Raw genomic sequence first — 17128 nt, 5'->3', positions numbered from 1 at the left:
AGCCGCGGACGATCCAATCCTCGCGGCGTCAAGCGCCTGTTGTGCCGATACCACAGCCGCCACGGAGTCGCAGCGGGCAAGTCCTATAAGAAGCGCTCCATCACGATTAAAATCGTTAAATGAACAGTATTGGGACTGTCCCGAAAATAATTCTTGCGTTGCGCACGATCACAGTCCCCCTCGGGGGACTTGAATGCGTACAGCCCGCTGGTTTACCGGCGGGGGAAAAAACGCCCCCCAGGTTTTCTCACCCCGATTCATCGGGGTTGAGGTCTCCGGGCGACCCGTTAACGGTGCGCCCGCCGTATGCCCAAGCCCCGATGAATCGGGGTTAAGAGCATCCCATTTGGCGCTTTCCTTTGCCTTCACCCACCACGGAGTGATCATGGCAGTCATCATTCTCAATAACGTTGACAATGCCCGATCGCCTTTCTCTCCGCCCCGGACTTCCATCAGCCAATTGCCACTGCCACTCCACACGATCACAGTCCCCCTCGGGGGACTTGAATGCGTACAGCCCGCTGGTTTACCGGCGGGGGAAAAACGCCCCCTAAGTTTTCTCACCCCGATTTATCGGGGTTGAGGTCTCCGGGCGACCCGTTAACGGGGCGCCTGCCGTTTGCCCAAGCCCCGATGTGTCGGTGCTAAATAGACCGCGCTTCACACCCTCCCGCCCGTTTATCCCGTCGCCCAGTCTGATATTCGCATGAAAATACGTCGGCAAATGCTCGAATGTCGCAGCCTGTCTCTTTTACTTTTCCTCACAAACCTGCCTCCGCAACTACTCGGCGCAGGTTCTGGTAACTATGAGGCCCAGCCCCTAATCTCCGAAGCGCTGCCAGCGAAATCGACTGCTTGTCGGCCCGATGCTCTTCGATAGCCTGCGTCGCAAGCACATAGAATTCCCACTGATCCAGATTGAGCGGGTCCAGCGTCGCCTTGTCTTGGTGGGCCAACAGCGCAAAAACATAGACGTCGGCCTGTCGGCGCTGATCACCTTCGAACTGGTTTGTGTCCGGATTCCACGCGGTACTCTTCTTTATGCTGAAGCTGATAACCGAAGGCTTCTTTTGGTACCAACTTTGCAGGTGCGCAGCCGACTTCACTTCCACCCTCACCCCCTCCGGCGTCGTCAAATCGAACGGAGCCCAGCCCTCACGTACACCCCCTGTATCGACCCCCAGCGCCCGGGCAACGATATACTCCGCCACCAACCCTCGCGTCGTATTCTCAACCAAATCCGAACCTGACCAAGCCCAAAAATCCAGAAGGTTGAAAGGCGAAGCCTCGCCGTTGGCGTGAAAGGGTTCTTGACCTGTGCGACGGACTGGCCGAAGTCGACCGAGATTCACCAGCGCTCTCCTCTGTGTGTGCCAACTCAGATTGGACCTGGGGAAGTGAGCTCGAATTTCAGATGATGGCTGACTGTGCCGAATCAATCATTTCTGAAGTTTCAGATACCAGCGCAAGAGATCCCGCGCCAACCTGAGACAATACACAACGTCCGCTTCTTGCCTCTGAAAATCTCGCGCCGTGTTGAAGACTGGTACCTTCTGGCGAATCACAGCCGACTTGGCCGCGCGCTCAATCGTCATTCCGGGAAGCATCGACGCGCCCAGCTTGGACCGCAGTGATGCTAACCTTCCTGCCTTACCAGCGAACTGCAGATCAAGGTGTCCACGGGGGAGTTTATGCACGATACACACTCCTCGACGTAGGACTCCCGGCCGAAAGTAGATGAAGCCTGCACTGGAAGGTTTCCCCCGAGGCTCCAGCATCTCAAGCTCCGGCGCCTCGCGCAGCGACAGGAGCCAATAGGAATGCCAGAACCCGCTGACCGGTGCATCTTCGACAGGTTGGTACCCATGAACAGCCTTCTTGATGGCAGACTCGAGAAGATATTGTTTATACCTCAACCGCCGCCCCAGGGACTTCTGGGCTGCAAACCACGCGGCGATCTCTTCGTAGCTTATCGCGGCATCAAAGCCCTTAGTGCGTCGCGGGCCACTGCCGAAGTAATTTTTGGGTGCCACCAGTACGGTCGTGAAACCCTTGCAGCGACCCTGCTCCTGGTACGTGCGAGCGCGTTCGTGGTATCGATCGGCTTGCCGCGGCTGAAGCGAGGCTCCGATCTTGTTCTCGATCAGCAGATAGTGTGTATGCCCCTCCGAATTTGAAAGAACAACCTCGATGTCTGACTCCCCGATCGACTGCGTGACAGAGCGGTGGGCAGAAATAACCTTGTGGTTCACACCGTCCTTCAAGGCGAGCCGCTTCATGAACCAGCGGACGAAACCAGGGGAGGCTATAAATTCTTCAAGGAGGAGGAGATCGACGTCTCGCTCTGAGACACCCGAAATCGTCAACGAAACTTCACTGGTTCCAGAGTTCATCAGAATATTCCATGTTCCATCTGCCGGATGGCCCTTCACTGGGCAGTGCGCCTCAACGGCGTCATGTGGAATAGTAAATGGCTTTAGGCACCCACAATCCGTTGACAAGGTTCAGAAATTCGAAAGATTACACTGAATTAACTGACTAGCTCAATTTCTCCGGAGCATACCGCGCCAGCACTCGACGCTGCGCAGAGTTGCGACTGACCATCATATCGAATAAGTCCTTCCAATGCGCCGTCGCATTCGGACGGCCCTGCATCTGGCCACGAACAAATCCCGCCGTCCTGAGCCTTTTGTGCTTGCGTAGATCCTCCAAGTATATTTGGTCGCTGAGTATGCACACCCTCCGGATGGGCGCTTGATAATCCTTCCCGTCTTTGTAATGTGCTTGAACCTTTCTAGCATCTCCGAGAAGTCTGCCAATGTACTTGATGTACATGTCGGGACGAGTCAAGTAGAAAAGAATCAAGTCGTCTTTGTGCGCCTGACTCGGAACGCTCCAAGAACCCCAAGTGGGTTGCCTTTCTAGGTCTTCCTTAAAATGACTGTCTACCGGCACAATCCAGACATTAAAGCCAAGCCCGAATGCCTTCCGCAATTCGATCACCTGCAAGTGTTTTGGGGCTTCAGGCCAATTATGTTCCCAACATACGATGCAATCGCATTTCTTGGCTGGATGTCTCTGAGTCTTGAAGTTCCGGGATTTGTATTCAAATTCAATCCGGACCCGTTTCTCTTTACCGTTAGTCTTCTGGTATGCGATGCAGTCAGGAAAACCAGGATGGATTTCATCAACCCTAAGGCGCCAACGCTTTGCCAGATGGGCGAATAAGAACACGACCCCCAGTTCATTTTCAGGAGCATACCGAAGCGGTGCTCCTTCCAAGACCTCTCCCCTATCGTTTTTCATTTGGATCTCCTTTTATCTTATTTGCTCAAACTCAAAGGCCACCCGCGATACTGTGCAGATACGCAAACATTCAGACTCCCCCAATGGGCCTTCCACTCGCATTGAGCAGCGAAACACCGGTCGTTGTCATACCCTGGGAATAGCCTCAAGGGTAGCTGTCTCATGTGGCTTAAGGAACCCGAACAGTTCCTGCCTTATGTTCCGCCATTCTTGGTCGAGATTCAGAGTGCAAACCCGCAAAGTATGGCCCTGGATTTCATATTGCAAATCAACGCTTTTAGACGTCGTTGGGTATAAAAGCAGGCCTTCCGCGTTGCTGTCTGGGCCTGGCCTTACTTCCAGATTCTTTAAATAAGAAAAAATTTGATATAGGTTTTCAGAATGAACACTTTCTTTCCCAAATTGGGACCTCTGGAGAGTGGATTCGTAGTATTTCGTATCGATAATTATGGTGCGCTGTTTGGATCGCAGTGAAATATCTGTCTCCATCTGGGGCAGAAAATTGAAAGAGCCCTTGTCGACCGATTTTGCATCCCACAGGATGATGTCCCTTTTGACCCCAAATTCTTCTTGCTCGCGGTGGTAGAAATTGGACACGAACCTTTCAAATAGCCTATTCATCTTCCCTTCATCTCGGAGAAAATTGCGAAATCGGTAGGAACCAGATGTCTCATCAGGGAGCAAAGACGTGCTCACAAGTTCACATACATCCATGAGGAACACGTAGAAAGCATTGTTTCGATGGAGCTGTACTTGTCGGAATGTTTGTGGGGTCAGTTCAATTTCTTCGACATCGTTGAACCGACGATGCAGTTGGGCCAACTGTGAAGCAAGAGTTCCATCGAGGTTCTCGGTTTTTTTCAAGCGCCCGATCGTCGACTTCAGAATTCTATTGTGAAGGACATTGTGATTGAGATCATCAAAACGGCAACAAGCTTTCGCTTGCTGGAACAAACAACGCTTCAGTGACACGCTGAAGTCAATACGGCCTCGAGGTGAGGAGGTGTCCTCAGAAAATGGTCGATATCCGCGATCCATACCCTCCCTGAAGAGCCGCTTTGTCCCAGTTAGCAGAACGGTAGCGAACAAATCCGCTAACTCTGTGCTGTCAACACCTGAAACATCAACCAGTTGAGCCTCGTCCAGCTTGTCCCAGGCATAGCAAAGAAGGAAATAGATGTTTTGAATAGGAATTGGCATGACTCAAATCCCATCCAACAATCGATTAATTATTTCTTGTTTCTCTTTTCTTGATTTGTCAAACCAGTACTCGTTTATCAAAGGGGAAATCTCGTTAATGATGACTTGTTTATACCAAACACTATCCGCTTTACCGTTCCCTTCTGGCGGGCAAAAAAAACTGTGGCCGATGCAGAAGCCTGCCCCCAAGTCTTTATCTTCCTCGATTTCTTTATTCAATCGGCTCATTTTGGATATGATAAGCTCAATCAATTCATCCTCCACCCCCCGTCCCTTTAGGAACTCTCGGAATTCACTCCGTTTGAAGGCGGGGATGAGATCTACAAACCCAAAACGGCGTCGAAGCGCATAATCAACCATTGCCAGTGAGCGATCAGCTGTGTTCATCATGCCGAGTAGATACATGTTCTCTGGAACATAAAACCTGTCGTCAGAATAGGCCAGCGAAATTGCCCACTTCTCGCTCCGCTTGTCGGGCTCGATCAACATCATTGCTTCGCCGAATATCTTGCTCAGATTCCCCCGGTTGATCTCGTCGACAATGAGGACATAGTCTCGCTCCCTGTCCTCCCGCGCGCGCCGGCAAAAGTCAAAGAAGACTCCGTTCTTCAACTTGAATCCGCCGGTGTTCGCATCCGGACGATATCCTTGAATGAAGTCTTCATACGAATATGATTGGTGAAACTGCACCATCGAAACTTGAGTCTCGCTTTCTGTGCCAATTAGAGCAAAGGCCAGCCGCTTTGCGATAAAGGTCTTGCCGACCCCGGGAGGACCCTGCAATAGAATGTTTTTCTTGGTGCGAAATAGGACCAAAATATCTTCAAAGGCTTCTTTGTCGATAAATAATCCAGCAATTGCATCTTCGGTTTTATAAGGTGATGATGGGTCGTGCGTTGCGACACCTTCCTTTGGGGGTTTCGGAGTGACCTTTTTGTTCTTACCCCACGCGTCTCTGAGTGGACTATGGTAGAAGTCTAACTCCTGAGAAGGATGTGACTCTGAGTAGATTTTCCTAATCCGGAATAATTGTCTATCTCTTCTTACCCAGTTCGAGTCTGAGGCGGTTGGCTCCTCAGCGTCTCCAGGAATTGCTAAATCTCCTTGGAAGGTATCTATTATTTCGCGTTTCTCAGCCCCCGAGGAAATTCGCTCGTAGGTGTCTGGGAAAAGCAGGTACAAGAGGATATGCCGAAGTTGCCGTTTGTTGCTGCCCTCCAATGAATCCAGCCAGTTTCCGAATTTCCAAGGGTCTCCAAGTAATTCATTCCATCTTTCAGCAACTAGCTCTTTCCAAGCCTGCATGGAGCCAATGAAGTAGCCCAATTCTGCTGGACGAAGGTTATTGTAAGCTTGCCCACAGCTACCGATGCCCTTTTCAAGAGGCTGCAAGAGGAATTCGTGATTATTGTCGAGCGAAGCACCCGTCAGGGACCACACTCGTGCAATGCCTTCCCGTTTCGTTTTGGCGTTGATATTAGAAGGGAAGAGGAACATTAACCACAACATCTCGGACGCCAGCTTTTTGGCTTCTTCGGAGGCATTTTCGAGTTGCCCCTCGAGTTTCTCATAGAACGTACGCGCATCATGCTGGGGATTCTTTACAACGCACTGATTGAGTTCAGCAAGGGAGTCCATCGTCCAGATTCTTCCTTGCGTAAATACTGAACCATCCCCGATCAAACATTTCTTTCGCCACATTTCGCTGGCAGCGTATATAGGGAGAACCTTCTCACTCGTCAACCTTGCCATTGCATCCTCCTGAATCGAAATTCTCTCAAGAATTGTCTGCGGCAGCCCCCAATATTATTCGCTAGACACTTATCAATCACACTTAGATATGGCATCCTGAATTTATGCCCCTCACACTTCCTCCACCGCCGCTTCCTCCTCTGCTCCCACCAGCATGAGATCCGACTCCGCCGATGGTAGTTCCTGGACATCCCTGAGCTTGCGGGAAATCGTCCGGGATTTTCTGGCGGCCAGATCCATCGTGGTCGAGGCCTGATCCAGCTTCTTCTTCACACCGTCCAAGATGTCGCCGAACTTCGTGAATTCCGATTTGACGGCGCCCAGAAGCTGCCACACTTCGCTCGATCGCTTCTGAATCGCAAGAGTGCGAAAACCCATCTGGAGGCTATTCAACAAGGCGGCAAAGGTGGAGGGACCGGAGATGTTTACGCGGAATTCATGTTGAATGCTTTCAATCAGACCAGGTCTTCGCACAACCTCGGCATACAGACTCTCGCTCGGCAAGAACATGATTCCGAAATCGGTGGTCACCGGCGGGTTGAGATGCTTGTCATGGATATCCTTGGCACAAGTCCTGATCCCCGCCGTTAGAGTCTTGGCGGCTTCCTCAATTGCTTCAGGATCAGCCTTTTCCTGGGCATCCAGCAGACGGTGATATGCCTCCGTTGGGAACTTGGCGTCGATCGGAAGCCACACCACAGTTCCACCATCATCTCCACGTCCGGGAAGCTTGATGGCAAACTCCACTATTTCATTGCTCCCCTCCTTGGTTTTCACGTTTTTCTCAAACTGGTCAGGTGACAGCATCTCCTCGAGCAGGACTCCTAGCTGAAACTCTCCCCACTCGCCTCGCGTCTTCACGTTGGTCAAAACCCTCTTCAGATCGCCGACCCCGGTGGCCAGCGTTTGCATTTCCCCCAGACCCTTATGGACCTGCTCCAGTCGATCTGAAACCTGTTTGAACGACTCACCCAGGCGTTTCTCGAGCGTGCTGTGCAACTTCTCGTCCACTGTGGTCCGCATCAGTTCAAGCTGCCGGGTGTTGTCCTCCTGGATTTGTTTCAGCTTTCCGTCCACCGTGACCCGTACCGCCTCAAGCCGGTTTTCATTAGCCTCCGTCAACTTGCCGAACTGAACTCCCAATGAATCAAACTGGCTTGTTTGGGTAGTGATTAGCTCAGAAATCGTGCTGACAATTGAGTCGCCAAAGGTCTTAACTGAAACGATCACTTCCTCCCGAAGGGCTTTCGCGCTCGACATGGAGTCTTCGCGAACGAGCGAAAGCTGACCGGTACTCTGTTCCTGAATGGCTACCAACCGCTGCTCGACCGTCTCTCGGACTTTGTCGAGTGTCTGTTCATTGGCCTGAGTCAGGACAGACAGTTGTTTTGTGAAACTGTCGAACTAATGGCTTTGCAGCTCCGCCATGCCTGTGATTTGTCTTTGCAGCGAATCGCCAAAGGTGACAATCGCATTGTTTACTTCCTCACGCAGCGCGTTCCCGCTGGCCGTCAAATCCTCGCGAACGAGGGAAAGTTGTTGCGTGTTTTCTTTTTGAATTGCTTCTAGGCGCTGTTCGATGGTTTCTCGCATCTGGTGCAGTTTCTGTTCATTGGTTTGGGTCGAGAGGGAGAGCTGCTTGGTGAAACTGCTGAACTGGTTGTTTTGGAGGTCTGCCATACCGGTCATTTGCTTCTGCAATGAATTTCCAAAGGAGACGATGGCGTTTGTCATTTCCTCGCGAGTTTGTCGGGCATTTGAAGCAGCTTCCTCCCGATTCTTTGCATTGTCATCGCGCACCGAACGTTCAATTCTCTCTTGACTCTTTTCCAGGGAATCTAAGCGGAGTTGCAATGCCGAAAAAAGTTGCTCCGGGTTCCGCTTGAGAAGGATGAAGAGAATGGCCAGAATTGCTAAACACAGGACGACACCTGCGACCAAAAGGGCTTCCGTCATAAAGGATCTCCGCTTTCAGGGGTTGGCTGATTCGAGCGTGCTGGGCTCGCACAAGGCGTGTCAAGATCTGGTACCCGATCGATTTTGCATCGGCTTTCTACTTATGAGGAATCGGGGCAAGGCTCGGCATTCGACAGTCTAAGGAAAAGCGATGCGGGTATCGGGGTCACTCAAATTCATGGATTCAGCGAGGATGATCGAACACTCCGTAAACCTTTCTCTGCCCGCTTCCTCGTTTCCAGCGGACATTCGATATTCCCCTACAATCTTTACGGAATGTTTACATGGAAACTTTAGGATAAAGTTGGGGTTAGGGCGTTTCGATTTCCATCTCCTGCATAAACTGAGATTACGCGCTTTGGTCAATCGGGAATTTATGAAGCGCGGCCTCCCACTGTTCATAGTTCGCCCTCTTTACGACAAAGAAGCCAAGGAGGTGACGGGTCATTCGAATCTTGCTAAGATTCAAGGCATGGAATGTGTTTTCTGTGAGCGCATTTCTTTGGGTGACATGGTCTTACAAACCGATTTTGCCGTCGCGTTTCTGGACAAATTCCCGGTCAGCCCCGGGCACATGCTAATCTTGCCTCGACGGCATGAGACGGACTTTTTCAGATTGCCAGAAGAGGAGCAAAAGGAGATCTGGGGACTGATCGACCTCACTCGGAAGCACCTTGAGAAAAAATATTCACCAGACGGGTACAATATTGGCATTAACGCGGGAAAGGCCGCTGGGCAGACTGTAGCACATGCTCACCTGCACATTATTCCTCGCTACCTTGGAGACGTAGATGACCCGCGTGGGGGGATCCGCTGGGTTTTGCCTTTGCAGGCGCCGTACTGGGAAAGGGAATGACTCAACCAGACGATAAAGGACGCGGCATCATCGGTTTCGCCGAGAAGCTTCTCGCATTGCTTGATGAAGGAAGATTTGCGGCCACCTACAAGTATGCCGTTCTAATCGGCTTGATGGATTTATGCATGGAGAATTCGTTGGAGTCCGGAGTAGCACCCGAAAGCGTGACGACCCACCAACTGGCAGAGAAAGTTATCGAAATTTATTGGCCTCATACATTTCCCTTTGATTTGGACTCAGAACCGTCAATTTTAAGGCAGAACGTAGGGGGGCAGGCCGGAATCCTCTCTTTCATTGCAAAGTTTCGCAATCGTCATGCTCCTGACCCGTCGACTCCACTTCCGCAAGCAAAGTGGGCGGCACAAGATGATTTTGAGGAGTTAGTAAAACGTGTTGAGTGGAAACTCATTGAGATGCCTCTTCCGCGTCTCCAAAAGTTCGGTGCCGTTGAAGACCGCTTCATTTATGAAATCGCTTGGGGAGAGGTTTTCCAAAATGTGGACGTCCGCCGTTACCAAAATGCTCAGGCTGGACAATTCGATAACCAGATACGATTCAAACCTGGCGTGGGAGAGTATCTATTACAATTGAACGGTCTCCTCCGGCCGCTGATTCACAGAAAATGGGCTGCCATGGTTTCGCGCCTGAACAATCTGCACGACGCTCAACTGGAGGATTTTCTATTCGGAGTAGACAGAACTTCGACAACCAGGATTCGAGGGGGAATATGGGAACTGCAGCAAGAGCAATGCTTTTATTGCTCGACGCGAATCCGCGAGCCCCATTCCGCTGAGTTGGACCATTTTATTCCCTGGTCGCGATATCCGGACAATGGAATTGACAATCTCGTTGTCGCCGACAAAAAATGCAATGGCTACAAGCGTGATTTTTTGGCATCCGAAGAACATGTGGAGCGATGGCGCACTCGGTTTTTCCCAGGCTCAAAGGAAGCTACATTATTGAACACAATTGCTGATCCGATTGGATGGGAACGCCATCCTCATAGGACTTGGAGTGCCGCAAGAGTCATCTATCTGAGGTTACCAAACGATTATAAGCTGTGGCATCTCCAAAGAGAATTTGTGAGCGCTGACGTCGATCGGCTTCGGACATTATTTCATGTTGTCGCGTAGCGCATTGAGGGCTGTCTGGAATTTAAGGGACCGTTTCGCCCATGAGACCGAAACTAAGCTGGCTCGGGCGATCCTCCCCTCTCCTGTCGGTTGTCATTCCATTGCCCCGTGAGATCGAAGCTTCGCTGATTCAATCCAAATAACCCGTTTCGGTTTCATATCGCTGGCGGAGATTGGCCGGAAGCGCCGATTGCATACGAAATTAAGGGCTGTTTCTCCAAGAAGCTCAGCCCAGCCAGCAATCACGGCGGTGATGAAGGCTCAAGATAGTGAGCGTATACCTAACTCGGTAAGGAAGTGGAAGGTTGAATCGTAAAACTGAGGCGACCGCGTAGGATCACTCGGGTCGCCGGGCGGAACAAAAATCACCATTCCTTGGCGAGCGCGAGTGAGTAGAACTCGGTAAGCGTTGAGGAGGTAGCGCCGATTGTCAGAATTTGAGATATTGGTCCACCTATCGCCCCGGAAGTCATGGAAGGTCCATCCGGTGCCCGTGAAACGCAGGTCACCATCCCAGGTCACACACGCCCAATCGAGTTCCAATCCCTGCACCTGAAACTCTGTGGCGGCATCTTCGAGATAGTAGCTCGACCGCGTGTCCTCCTTGCCATTGAGAAACCAATGGACCGGATTAACATCCACTCGAATATCAATCGCATGAGGTTTGAGACGTTGGGCCTTCGAAGACGCTACCAACCCAAACCGCTCGGTTCCTCTGGCATGAGCGCGGATCCATTGCTTGGCCAAGTTCAAGTCGCGGGTGACGTTGATTGGGTAGCGGTCCGTGAGTCGTGAGAAGGCCTCATGGGCGTGTTGCTTTTCGCAATCGAGTAGTGCCTTCACGAAAGCTGAAACATTCTCAGCCCGAAACGATCTCATCGAGACGGCGAGATGCAGGGTGTCATCGAAGTGAGTATTCTGTCGCTGACGTACGGCGTCAAGAGCCTTCCCGGCTGCATACTCGGTGTCGGTTAGTCTCGATGAGATGTACAAATGCCAAAGCGGAAACCTTGAGTTTATGGCCTCGATCCAGGCATCGATTCCGGCTTCGCCAGTGTTGATCTCCTGCCCGCCACCGACCAGGCACACGATGACAGCCCAGTCCGTAGAATGGCGGTCCATGTATGAAATAAGAAACTCAGGCTCTGAATGGGAAAACTCTGGGCGATTCTTTTTTCGTCGCATGAAGTTGGCGGTTTGTCGTAAGTCCCACGCACGCTGCGCCTCATCGAAGATGACAACGTGTTCCACCGGAGGCCCAGTGTCTATCAACGCCTCATCGCGAAAGTGATGAACGTTCTGAATAAAAGCTTTGATACTTTCGGCAACTTTCCCCTTTCGGACTCGAATACCATGATCTTTTTGACGTGCAACCTCGTCACGGGTAAGTGCCTCCCGGAGCACAGCGACGAGCGGACCATTTCCCGAGAGAAAGACGGCGTGCGTCGGCTGGTTGATGTCTCGACGGCGAGTCGCTATGTTCAACCCGACCAGTGTTTTGCCTGCTCCAGGTACACCCGTGACAATGCAAATGACCTTGCGGTTTTGTGCTCTCGCCTCGTCCACCAATTCTTCAATGCGGCACGAAGTGACGCGAAGGTTCTGTGCACCCGCATCGTAACGAGCGATGGCTTCTACCGAGTGATGGGCATAAAGTGCGCGCGCGGCTTCCACAATGGTGGGTGTGGGATGATACTGACCTCGGGGCCATCGTTGTTCATCGACCACTTTGCCTGTTATGGTCCGCAGAGTTAGGTCAACCGCTTCGCGAAATCCGGCGGGGTGTACTTGAAGTGGACGATAAACCTTATCCTCGGCCGCATCTAACTTCAATCGAGGCGATGTTGTAGCTCCAGTAGCAATGAGAATCGGAACGATTGAAACGGAATGGCTGGCTTCGTGGAAGTTCTTGAGATCCAGAGCGTAATCCCAGACTTGATCCACTGCTGCGTGCTCAAAGACCCGTTCGCCAACCTTGAACTCGATCACAAACACAACGGGGCCGACCAACAGCACAGCATCAATTCGTCGGCCCATGCGTGGGATGTTGAACTCCAAGAACAACGAGCCCGTCAAACCAACAAGGCAGTCTTGCAGCAAGGTGGTCTGAGCCAGCCATGCCTCCTTCTGTGTTGAAAGCAGAGTAAAGTCACTGTTTCTGGCCAGTCGTCCAAGAATGGCATCAGGTTGGGTTCTCAGGAATTCGGCGATGGTTGCGTCATACCAAGCCCGTGACGATACAACGATGCTGGGGGCAGGCTCAGTTGGTTGTTCCATACATAAGATAATACCAGGAACGGTCGTCGGGACGAAAATGGAGATATTCCCAATTTCCACGAGACCCCTCATGTGGTAGATCGGGGGCAGGCCCCCTGCAGGGCCGGCGGCGTCCTGCCTGCCACTCGAAAGGATTTATATCGTCTTCCAGGAACTCCTTGTTGGACTTGAGGCTATTGGAGTTCGGCACGACTGCCAGGCGTACATTGTGGCATCCTTCGAGGCCGTGCATCAGCATAGTTCCGTCGGATTCGTCGAGAACGTCCTTTCCGATCTCAACCACTTGGAGTGCGGCCCGCCGCGGCAGGCCGCTTTGAGGGCGCAGAGAGCAAGGGTGTTGCGGCGAAGGCTGTTTGGACGACTGAAAGCGGAACTATGAGTTCCGCAATACAACAACAGAAAGCGGGACTCAGAGTGCCGCACTCAAAAGTGGGTTTGAGGCGGTTTGCGATGGGCACGACAGCCAAGCGTGCATGGTGGCATTCCTGCCAACCGTGCATCAGTATGGGGCCGTCGGATTCGTCCAAAACGTCTTTTCTGATCTCAATTACCAAGTCGGGGCGGACGCCGAGGATGTTGCTGTCGAAAGCGCCGTGATGAAGCTTGCCCTTGGAGTGCGGCCCGCCCCGGGCCGCTTTCCGCCGTTCAAACCGCCACGTTGCTGGACCCTTGCAATCATCGTCCCCCTCAAAGCGGTCCGGGGCGGACCGCACTCCAAAGCGATAGCGGATGACACCGTCGTCGCTGAGTTCATCTTCGTAGGGTCGTGGCCTTCCTTCGACGATGGGGACGGTTGTAATAGGGGAAAAAAGTTCAAAGTCCAAAGTTCAAGGTTCAAAGTCGAAAAGCCAATTTCCAAGGTCAAAACCGGTCGTCAGGGCGGGGCTACCAGAGCGGCCATCGGCCAAGACCTTGCGAGGGAGGAGGTCGCCGTGGAGTTTCGATTGTTCGTCCAGGAATTGAAAGGCCTTCAGGCGGATTCCGGTGTCGAGAGTGTCCATGTCTCAATTCTAGTGAAACGGTGATTCAAGAATGGGGACAGCCCCTGGGACGCGGGACAATCCCCATTGTTGAATTTTCAGGGCCGAGTCAGGGAGAAGCAACGGGTATTATGGGGGGAATTGGGTGGGATGGCAGGAAAATTTTTGATTGGATGTGGCGATTGTTGGAAATCTACTGACACAAGCCCCCGCCGGGAAGGACGCCCGGCGAGGCTACCAGAGCGGATTGTGCCAAGATCGTGCGGGGGAGCACGTCGCCGTGGAGTTTCGATTGTTCGTCCAGAAATTCAAAGGCCTTCAGGCGGATTCTGGTGTCGAGACTGTCCATGTTTGCGGGTTTCACGATTGGGGACAGCCCCTGAAACGCGGGGCAGTCCCCAATCCAGCCCCTGGGACGCGGGACAGTCCCAATTGTTGAATTTTCAGGGCCGGGAAAGAGAGAAGCAATGGGTATTATGGGGGGAATTGAGGTGGGGGGAAATCGAGAAGTTTTTGGCTGGAAGGAAACCCTATGTCGCCCCCGTTGGGGGCTGGGGGCGCGTGACGGGGCGCGGTTCCTGGGGCTCACGCCCCAGGCTAAGGATATGACGTCCCGCAGGCGGGACTGCGGTTGTGGTGGTCGGGATTTGGTAGCCTCCCCGCGGGTGTATGCGGGGGGGGCTTGTGCGAGAGGATTGCAAAAAGCAAGTCGATCTGAGATTGGAGATTTGAGATGAGCGGGGGAGCGTCAGCGGTTCGGCAGGAATCGAATGTCAGAATTCGGCTGGCACAAGCCCCCGCCGGGCAAAGAGCGCCCAGCGAGGCTACCAAGGCGGGCCGGCATCTGCGGATTCGGCAGGAATCGAATATCAGAATTCGGCTGACACAAGCCCCCGCCGGGAAGAACCCGCCCAGCCACATTGGCGGACGGGGCTACCAGAGCAGATTGTGACGAGGGATTTTCGCAGAAGTATGCAATAAGGATTTTGATTTGAGATTGCAGATTGAAGATTTGAGATTAGCAGGCGACCTCTGCAGGTTCGTCAAATTCGACCGGTGGAAGTCCGCTGACACAAGCCCCCGCCGCAAAAAAAGCGCGGCGAGGCTACCAAAGCACACGAATGCGACGACGGAGCGGGACTACCAGAGCAGTCCTACTCAATGGAATCGGCAGAATCCGGGTCAACACCTAGGGGGCTGAAATCCAATCCGGCGGCGCTTAGGCCGCGGAGGCGCCATCAATTGGCGGATGGCATCGAACACGACTTTAAATTGGGCGTCATATTTTCGTTCCAGCGATTCGAGCTTGCGGGCCAGGTCGACATGAGAGGTCATGATCTGGCGTAACCTGACAAAGGCACGCATGATTTCAATATTGACCTGAACGGCGCGGTCACTGTTCAAGACGCTGGAGAGCATCAATATGCCATGTTCGGTGAATGCGTACGGGCGAAACTTGATGTGCTGCCCTTGTTTTAAGGTCACAAATTGTGACCTTAAAGGGGAGGTGATCCTTCCTGCCCACCATGCTCGGGCCTCGTCCATGGTCAGCTGGAACATGAAATCGTCCGGGAATCGATCCCGATGACGTTTGACTGCTTGGTTCAATGCTTTCGTCGTAACGTGATAGAGTTCAGCCAAGTCGCGATCGAGCATTACCCTCTGGCCACGAATCAAATAAATGCATCGTTCGATCCACTCGACACGAATCAATGATTGCTGGGCGGACATCGCGTGTTCTCCGGGGGGTATCCGTGAGGTCGCAGAGATTCTTGGGGGAATCAGATTATACAATACATGGCAGGGTTGGGCCCACATTTTCCATCAACAATAGAGGTGTTGCCCCGCCCAGAGAACGGGGACTCCGGTCCCGGAACGCGGGATCTTGATATCCCGATAGGGTCTGATCCGCCTCCTCCATTCTAGAACAGGGGGCAGTCCACTCCAAAAGCGTGCACGGCCCTCTGGAAAGGCCCGAGGCCGCTATCCCGCCTTTCGGAACAATTCATATCGCTCTTCGAGAAACTCCTTATTCGGTTTGAGGCGATTTGCACTCGGCACGACAGCTAGGCGTGCATTGTGGCATTCTTGCAAACCGTGCATCAGCATGGGACCATCGGATTCGTCCAGAACGTCCTTTCTGATCTCGATCATCAGGTCGGGTCGGACGCCGAGGATGTAGCTGTCGAAAGCGCCATGATGAAGCTCGCCTTTGGAGTGCGGCCCGCCTCGGGCCGCTTTCCGCCGTTCAAACCGCCACGTTGCCGGACCCTTGCAATCATCGTCCCCCTCAAAGCGGTCCGGGCCGGACCGCACTCCAAAGCGATAGCGGATGACACCGTCGTCGCTGAGTTTATCCTCGAAGGGTCGGGGCTGTCCTTCGACGATGGGGACGGTTGTAATAGGGGAAAAAAGTTCAAAGGCCAAAGTTCAAAGTCGAAAAGCCAATTTCCAAGGTCAAAACCGGGCGTCAGAGCGGGGTCACCAGAGCGGCCTTTGGCCAAGATCGTGCGGGGGAGCACTTCGCCGTGGCGTTTGCATTGTTCGTCCAGGAATTGAAAGGCCTTCAGGCGGATTCCGGTGTCGAGAGGAATAGGTGATAGGTAATAGGTTATAGGGGATAGGGAGGAGCGGTTCAAAGTTCCAAGTTCAAGGTTCAAAATCCAAGAGTACAAAAGAATGAGGACAGCCGCTGGGACGCGGGACAGTGGCCATTCTTGAGTTTTCAGGGCCGAGTCAGGGAGAAGCAGCAAGTATTATGAGGGGATTTGAGGTGGGATGGGAGGAAAAAGTTTTGCTGGAGGAGGCGGGTGGTAGAAATCCGCAGGCACAAGCCCCCGCCGGGAAGAACGCCCGGCGAGGCTACCAGAGCGGCTTGAGGCATTTTTCTCCCTCTTACTCACGGCTGGCGCCGTGGGCCAAAGGACGTTGATCTGAGATTGGAAATTGGAGATTTAAGATTAGCAGCCGGCTTGTGCGGACTCGGCAGAAGCCGACTGTTAGAAATCCGCAGGCACAAGCCCCCGCCGCAAGAAGCCGCGGCGAGGCTACCAGAGCACACCAATGCCCCGGGAGAGCGGGGCTACTAGGGTGGGCATTTCGCGGTCGTGAGACCAGCCATGTTACTTCGAACCGACGAGCGTAGAGCCCGCCGGGACCAACGCGTGTGTTAAAATGATGCTTTGGTGCTCGGGCACGGGTAGTGTGTGAACATTCCGTAGCCGGAATGAATTGGAATGAAAATTCGCGATGTGATTCGGCTCATCGAAGATGACGGTTGGTATATGGTCGCAACGAAGGGTAGCCATCGGCAATTCAAGCATTCCAGTAAATCGGGCCGTGTGACCATCGCCGGACACCCAAACGACGATTTAGCTCCCGGCACATTGAACAGCGTTTTCAAACAGGCTCAGGTACAAAGGCCAAAACAGAAATAAGAGGGGAAAGTAAGTATGGACCGGTTTCTGATCGTCATCGAAAAGGCAAACGGAAATTTCTCGGCTTATTCACCGGATTTGCCGGGGTGCGTAGCCACAGGCAAAACCCGTGAGCAGGTCACTCGCCATATGCATAAAGCCATTGAAATGCATGTGCGCGGCCTGCGCGAAGATAAGCTGCGCGTCCCCAAGCCTCATTCCTTTGCGGAATACGTTGCGATCCCTTAGTGG

18 protein-coding genes are annotated in these 17128 nt (G+C 52.8%); 5 read left to right on the top strand and 13 right to left on the bottom strand.

The genetic code is table 11. The features are described 5' to 3' along the window. Positions 1-761: 761 nt before the first annotated feature. The 7 genes from LAO21_20975 to LAO21_20945 all read right to left on the bottom strand — a co-directional run bounded on the left by LAO21_20975 (position 762) and on the right by LAO21_20945 (position 8214). Positions 762-1352, bottom strand: coding sequence for a hypothetical protein (locus LAO21_20975; protein MBZ5555194.1), 591 nt, complete (start codon positions 1350-1352; stop codon positions 762-764). 87 nt (positions 1353-1439) lie between these two features. Next, positions 1440-2393 (bottom strand): PD-(D/E)XK nuclease family protein, encoded by a 954-nt coding sequence (locus tag LAO21_20970; protein MBZ5555193.1) that lies wholly within the window; start codon positions 2391-2393, stop codon positions 1440-1442. A 145-nt stretch (positions 2394-2538) separates the two neighbouring features. Next, positions 2539-3306, bottom strand: a complete 768-nt coding sequence (locus LAO21_20965; protein MBZ5555192.1) for a hypothetical protein — start codon at positions 3304-3306, stop codon at positions 2539-2541. Positions 3307-3432: 126 nt separating this feature from the next. Beyond that, positions 3433-4506: a 5-methylcytosine-specific restriction endonuclease system specificity protein McrC gene (gene mcrC, locus LAO21_20960; protein MBZ5555191.1), complete on the bottom strand. Its 1074-nt coding sequence runs from the start codon at positions 4504-4506 to the stop codon at positions 3433-3435. Positions 4507-4509: 3 nt separating this feature from the next. Continuing rightward, a complete protein-coding gene (locus LAO21_20955) occupies positions 4510-6258 on the bottom strand; it encodes an AAA family ATPase (GenBank protein ID MBZ5555190.1) in 1749 nt (582 codons plus the stop codon). Positions 6259-6369: 111 nt separating this feature from the next. Then, positions 6370-7518: a DNA recombination protein RmuC gene (gene rmuC / locus LAO21_20950; GenBank protein MBZ5555189.1), complete on the bottom strand. Its 1149-nt coding sequence runs from the start codon at positions 7516-7518 to the stop codon at positions 6370-6372. A 144-nt stretch (positions 7519-7662) separates the two neighbouring features. Further along, on the bottom strand, positions 7663-8214 hold the full coding sequence (locus LAO21_20945) for a hypothetical protein (protein ID MBZ5555188.1): 552 nt from the start codon (positions 8212-8214) through the stop codon (positions 7663-7665). 472 nt (positions 8215-8686) lie between these two features. On the opposite strand from LAO21_20945, the gene LAO21_20940 reads away from it, so the two are divergent. Further along, entirely contained in the window at positions 8687-9070 is a 384-nt protein-coding gene (locus tag LAO21_20940) for an HIT family protein (protein ID MBZ5555187.1), read from the top strand. Next, positions 9067-10203 (top strand): hypothetical protein, encoded by a 1137-nt coding sequence (locus LAO21_20935; GenBank protein MBZ5555186.1) that lies wholly within the window; start codon positions 9067-9069, stop codon positions 10201-10203. The genes LAO21_20940 and LAO21_20935 overlap by 4 nt, the downstream gene beginning before the upstream one ends. 261 nt (positions 10204-10464) lie before the next feature. Here the strand turns inward: LAO21_20935 and LAO21_20930 are convergent, their stop codons facing one another. The 6 genes from LAO21_20930 to LAO21_20905 all read right to left on the bottom strand — a co-directional run bounded on the left by LAO21_20930 (position 10465) and on the right by LAO21_20905 (position 15887). Further along, entirely contained in the window at positions 10465-12480 is a 2016-nt protein-coding gene (locus LAO21_20930) for a DUF2075 domain-containing protein (protein MBZ5555185.1), read from the bottom strand. 275 nt (positions 12481-12755) lie between these two features. Then, on the bottom strand, positions 12756-13304 hold the full coding sequence (locus LAO21_20925; protein MBZ5555184.1) for a hypothetical protein: 549 nt from the start codon (positions 13302-13304) through the stop codon (positions 12756-12758). 3 nt (positions 13305-13307) lie between these two features. Beyond that, positions 13308-13481 (bottom strand): hypothetical protein, encoded by a 174-nt coding sequence (locus tag LAO21_20920; GenBank protein ID MBZ5555183.1) that lies wholly within the window; start codon positions 13479-13481, stop codon positions 13308-13310. Between the two features lie 172 nt (positions 13482-13653). Then, positions 13654-13809, bottom strand: a complete 156-nt coding sequence (locus tag LAO21_20915) for a hypothetical protein (GenBank protein MBZ5555182.1) — start codon at positions 13807-13809, stop codon at positions 13654-13656. 833 nt (positions 13810-14642) lie between these two features. Then, a complete protein-coding gene (locus tag LAO21_20910) occupies positions 14643-15191 on the bottom strand; it encodes an ORF6N domain-containing protein (GenBank protein MBZ5555181.1) in 549 nt (182 codons plus the stop codon). Between the two features lie 252 nt (positions 15192-15443). Further along, positions 15444-15887: a hypothetical protein gene (locus tag LAO21_20905; protein MBZ5555180.1), complete on the bottom strand. Its 444-nt coding sequence runs from the start codon at positions 15885-15887 to the stop codon at positions 15444-15446. Positions 15888-16218: 331 nt separating this feature from the next. Here LAO21_20905 and LAO21_20900 point away from each other — a divergent pair, with 331 nt between their 5' ends. The 3 genes from LAO21_20900 to LAO21_20890 all read left to right on the top strand — a co-directional run bounded on the left by LAO21_20900 (position 16219) and on the right by LAO21_20890 (position 17125). After that, positions 16219-16392, top strand: a complete 174-nt coding sequence (locus LAO21_20900) for a hypothetical protein (GenBank protein MBZ5555179.1) — start codon at positions 16219-16221, stop codon at positions 16390-16392. A gap of 304 nt (positions 16393-16696) precedes the next feature. Further along, the gene (locus LAO21_20895) at positions 16697-16897 is read left to right on the top strand and encodes a type II toxin-antitoxin system HicA family toxin (protein ID MBZ5555178.1); all 201 of its coding nucleotides are present in this window, start codon (positions 16697-16699) and stop codon (positions 16895-16897) included. A gap of 15 nt (positions 16898-16912) precedes the next feature. Continuing rightward, a complete protein-coding gene (locus LAO21_20890; protein MBZ5555177.1) occupies positions 16913-17125 on the top strand; it encodes a type II toxin-antitoxin system HicB family antitoxin in 213 nt (70 codons plus the stop codon). The last annotated feature ends 3 nt before the right edge of the window (positions 17126-17128 follow it).

The organism is Terriglobia bacterium (assembly GCA_020073085.1).
In the GTDB taxonomy this organism is placed as follows: Bacteria; Acidobacteriota; Terriglobia; order JAIQFV01; family JAIQFV01; genus JAIQFV01.
The sequence above is the reverse complement of the archived record's forward strand: the minus strand, read 5'-3'. Positions and strand labels throughout refer to the sequence as shown.

What these genes read in the sequence shown, in the direction of transcription:
- LAO21_20965 (MBZ5555192.1), bottom strand. Translation starts at nt 3,306, where the DNA reads ATGAAAAACGATAGGGGAGAGGTCTTGGAAGGAGCACCGCTTCGGTAT.
- LAO21_20915 (MBZ5555182.1), bottom strand. Translation starts at nt 13,809, where the DNA reads ATGGACAGTCTCGACACCAGAATCCGCCTGAAGGCCTTTGAATTTCTG.
- LAO21_20895 (MBZ5555178.1), top strand. Translation starts at nt 16,697, where the DNA reads ATGAAAATTCGCGATGTGATTCGGCTCATCGAAGATGACGGTTGGTAT.
- rmuC (MBZ5555189.1), bottom strand. Translation starts at nt 7,518, where the DNA reads ATGTCGAGCGCGAAAGCCCTTCGGGAGGAAGTGATCGTTTCAGTTAAG.
- LAO21_20945 (MBZ5555188.1), bottom strand. Translation starts at nt 8,214, where the DNA reads ATGACGGAAGCCCTTTTGGTCGCAGGTGTCGTCCTGTGTTTAGCAATT.
- LAO21_20955 (MBZ5555190.1), bottom strand. Translation starts at nt 6,258, where the DNA reads ATGGCAAGGTTGACGAGTGAGAAGGTTCTCCCTATATACGCTGCCAGC.
- LAO21_20930 (MBZ5555185.1), bottom strand. Translation starts at nt 12,480, where the DNA reads ATGGAACAACCAACTGAGCCTGCCCCCAGCATCGTTGTATCGTCACGG.
- LAO21_20900 (MBZ5555179.1), top strand. Translation starts at nt 16,219, where the DNA reads ATGAGGGGATTTGAGGTGGGATGGGAGGAAAAAGTTTTGCTGGAGGAG.
- LAO21_20920 (MBZ5555183.1), bottom strand. Translation starts at nt 13,481, where the DNA reads ATGGACACTCTCGACACCGGAATCCGCCTGAAGGCCTTTCAATTCCTG.
- LAO21_20890 (MBZ5555177.1), top strand. Translation starts at nt 16,913, where the DNA reads ATGGACCGGTTTCTGATCGTCATCGAAAAGGCAAACGGAAATTTCTCG.
- mcrC (MBZ5555191.1), bottom strand. Translation starts at nt 4,506, where the DNA reads ATGCCAATTCCTATTCAAAACATCTATTTCCTTCTTTGCTATGCCTGG.
- LAO21_20910 (MBZ5555181.1), bottom strand. Translation starts at nt 15,191, where the DNA reads ATGTCCGCCCAGCAATCATTGATTCGTGTCGAGTGGATCGAACGATGC.
- LAO21_20970 (MBZ5555193.1), bottom strand. Translation starts at nt 2,393, where the DNA reads ATGAACTCTGGAACCAGTGAAGTTTCGTTGACGATTTCGGGTGTCTCA.
- LAO21_20940 (MBZ5555187.1), top strand. Translation starts at nt 8,687, where the DNA reads ATGGAATGTGTTTTCTGTGAGCGCATTTCTTTGGGTGACATGGTCTTA.
- LAO21_20935 (MBZ5555186.1), top strand. Translation starts at nt 9,067, where the DNA reads ATGACTCAACCAGACGATAAAGGACGCGGCATCATCGGTTTCGCCGAG.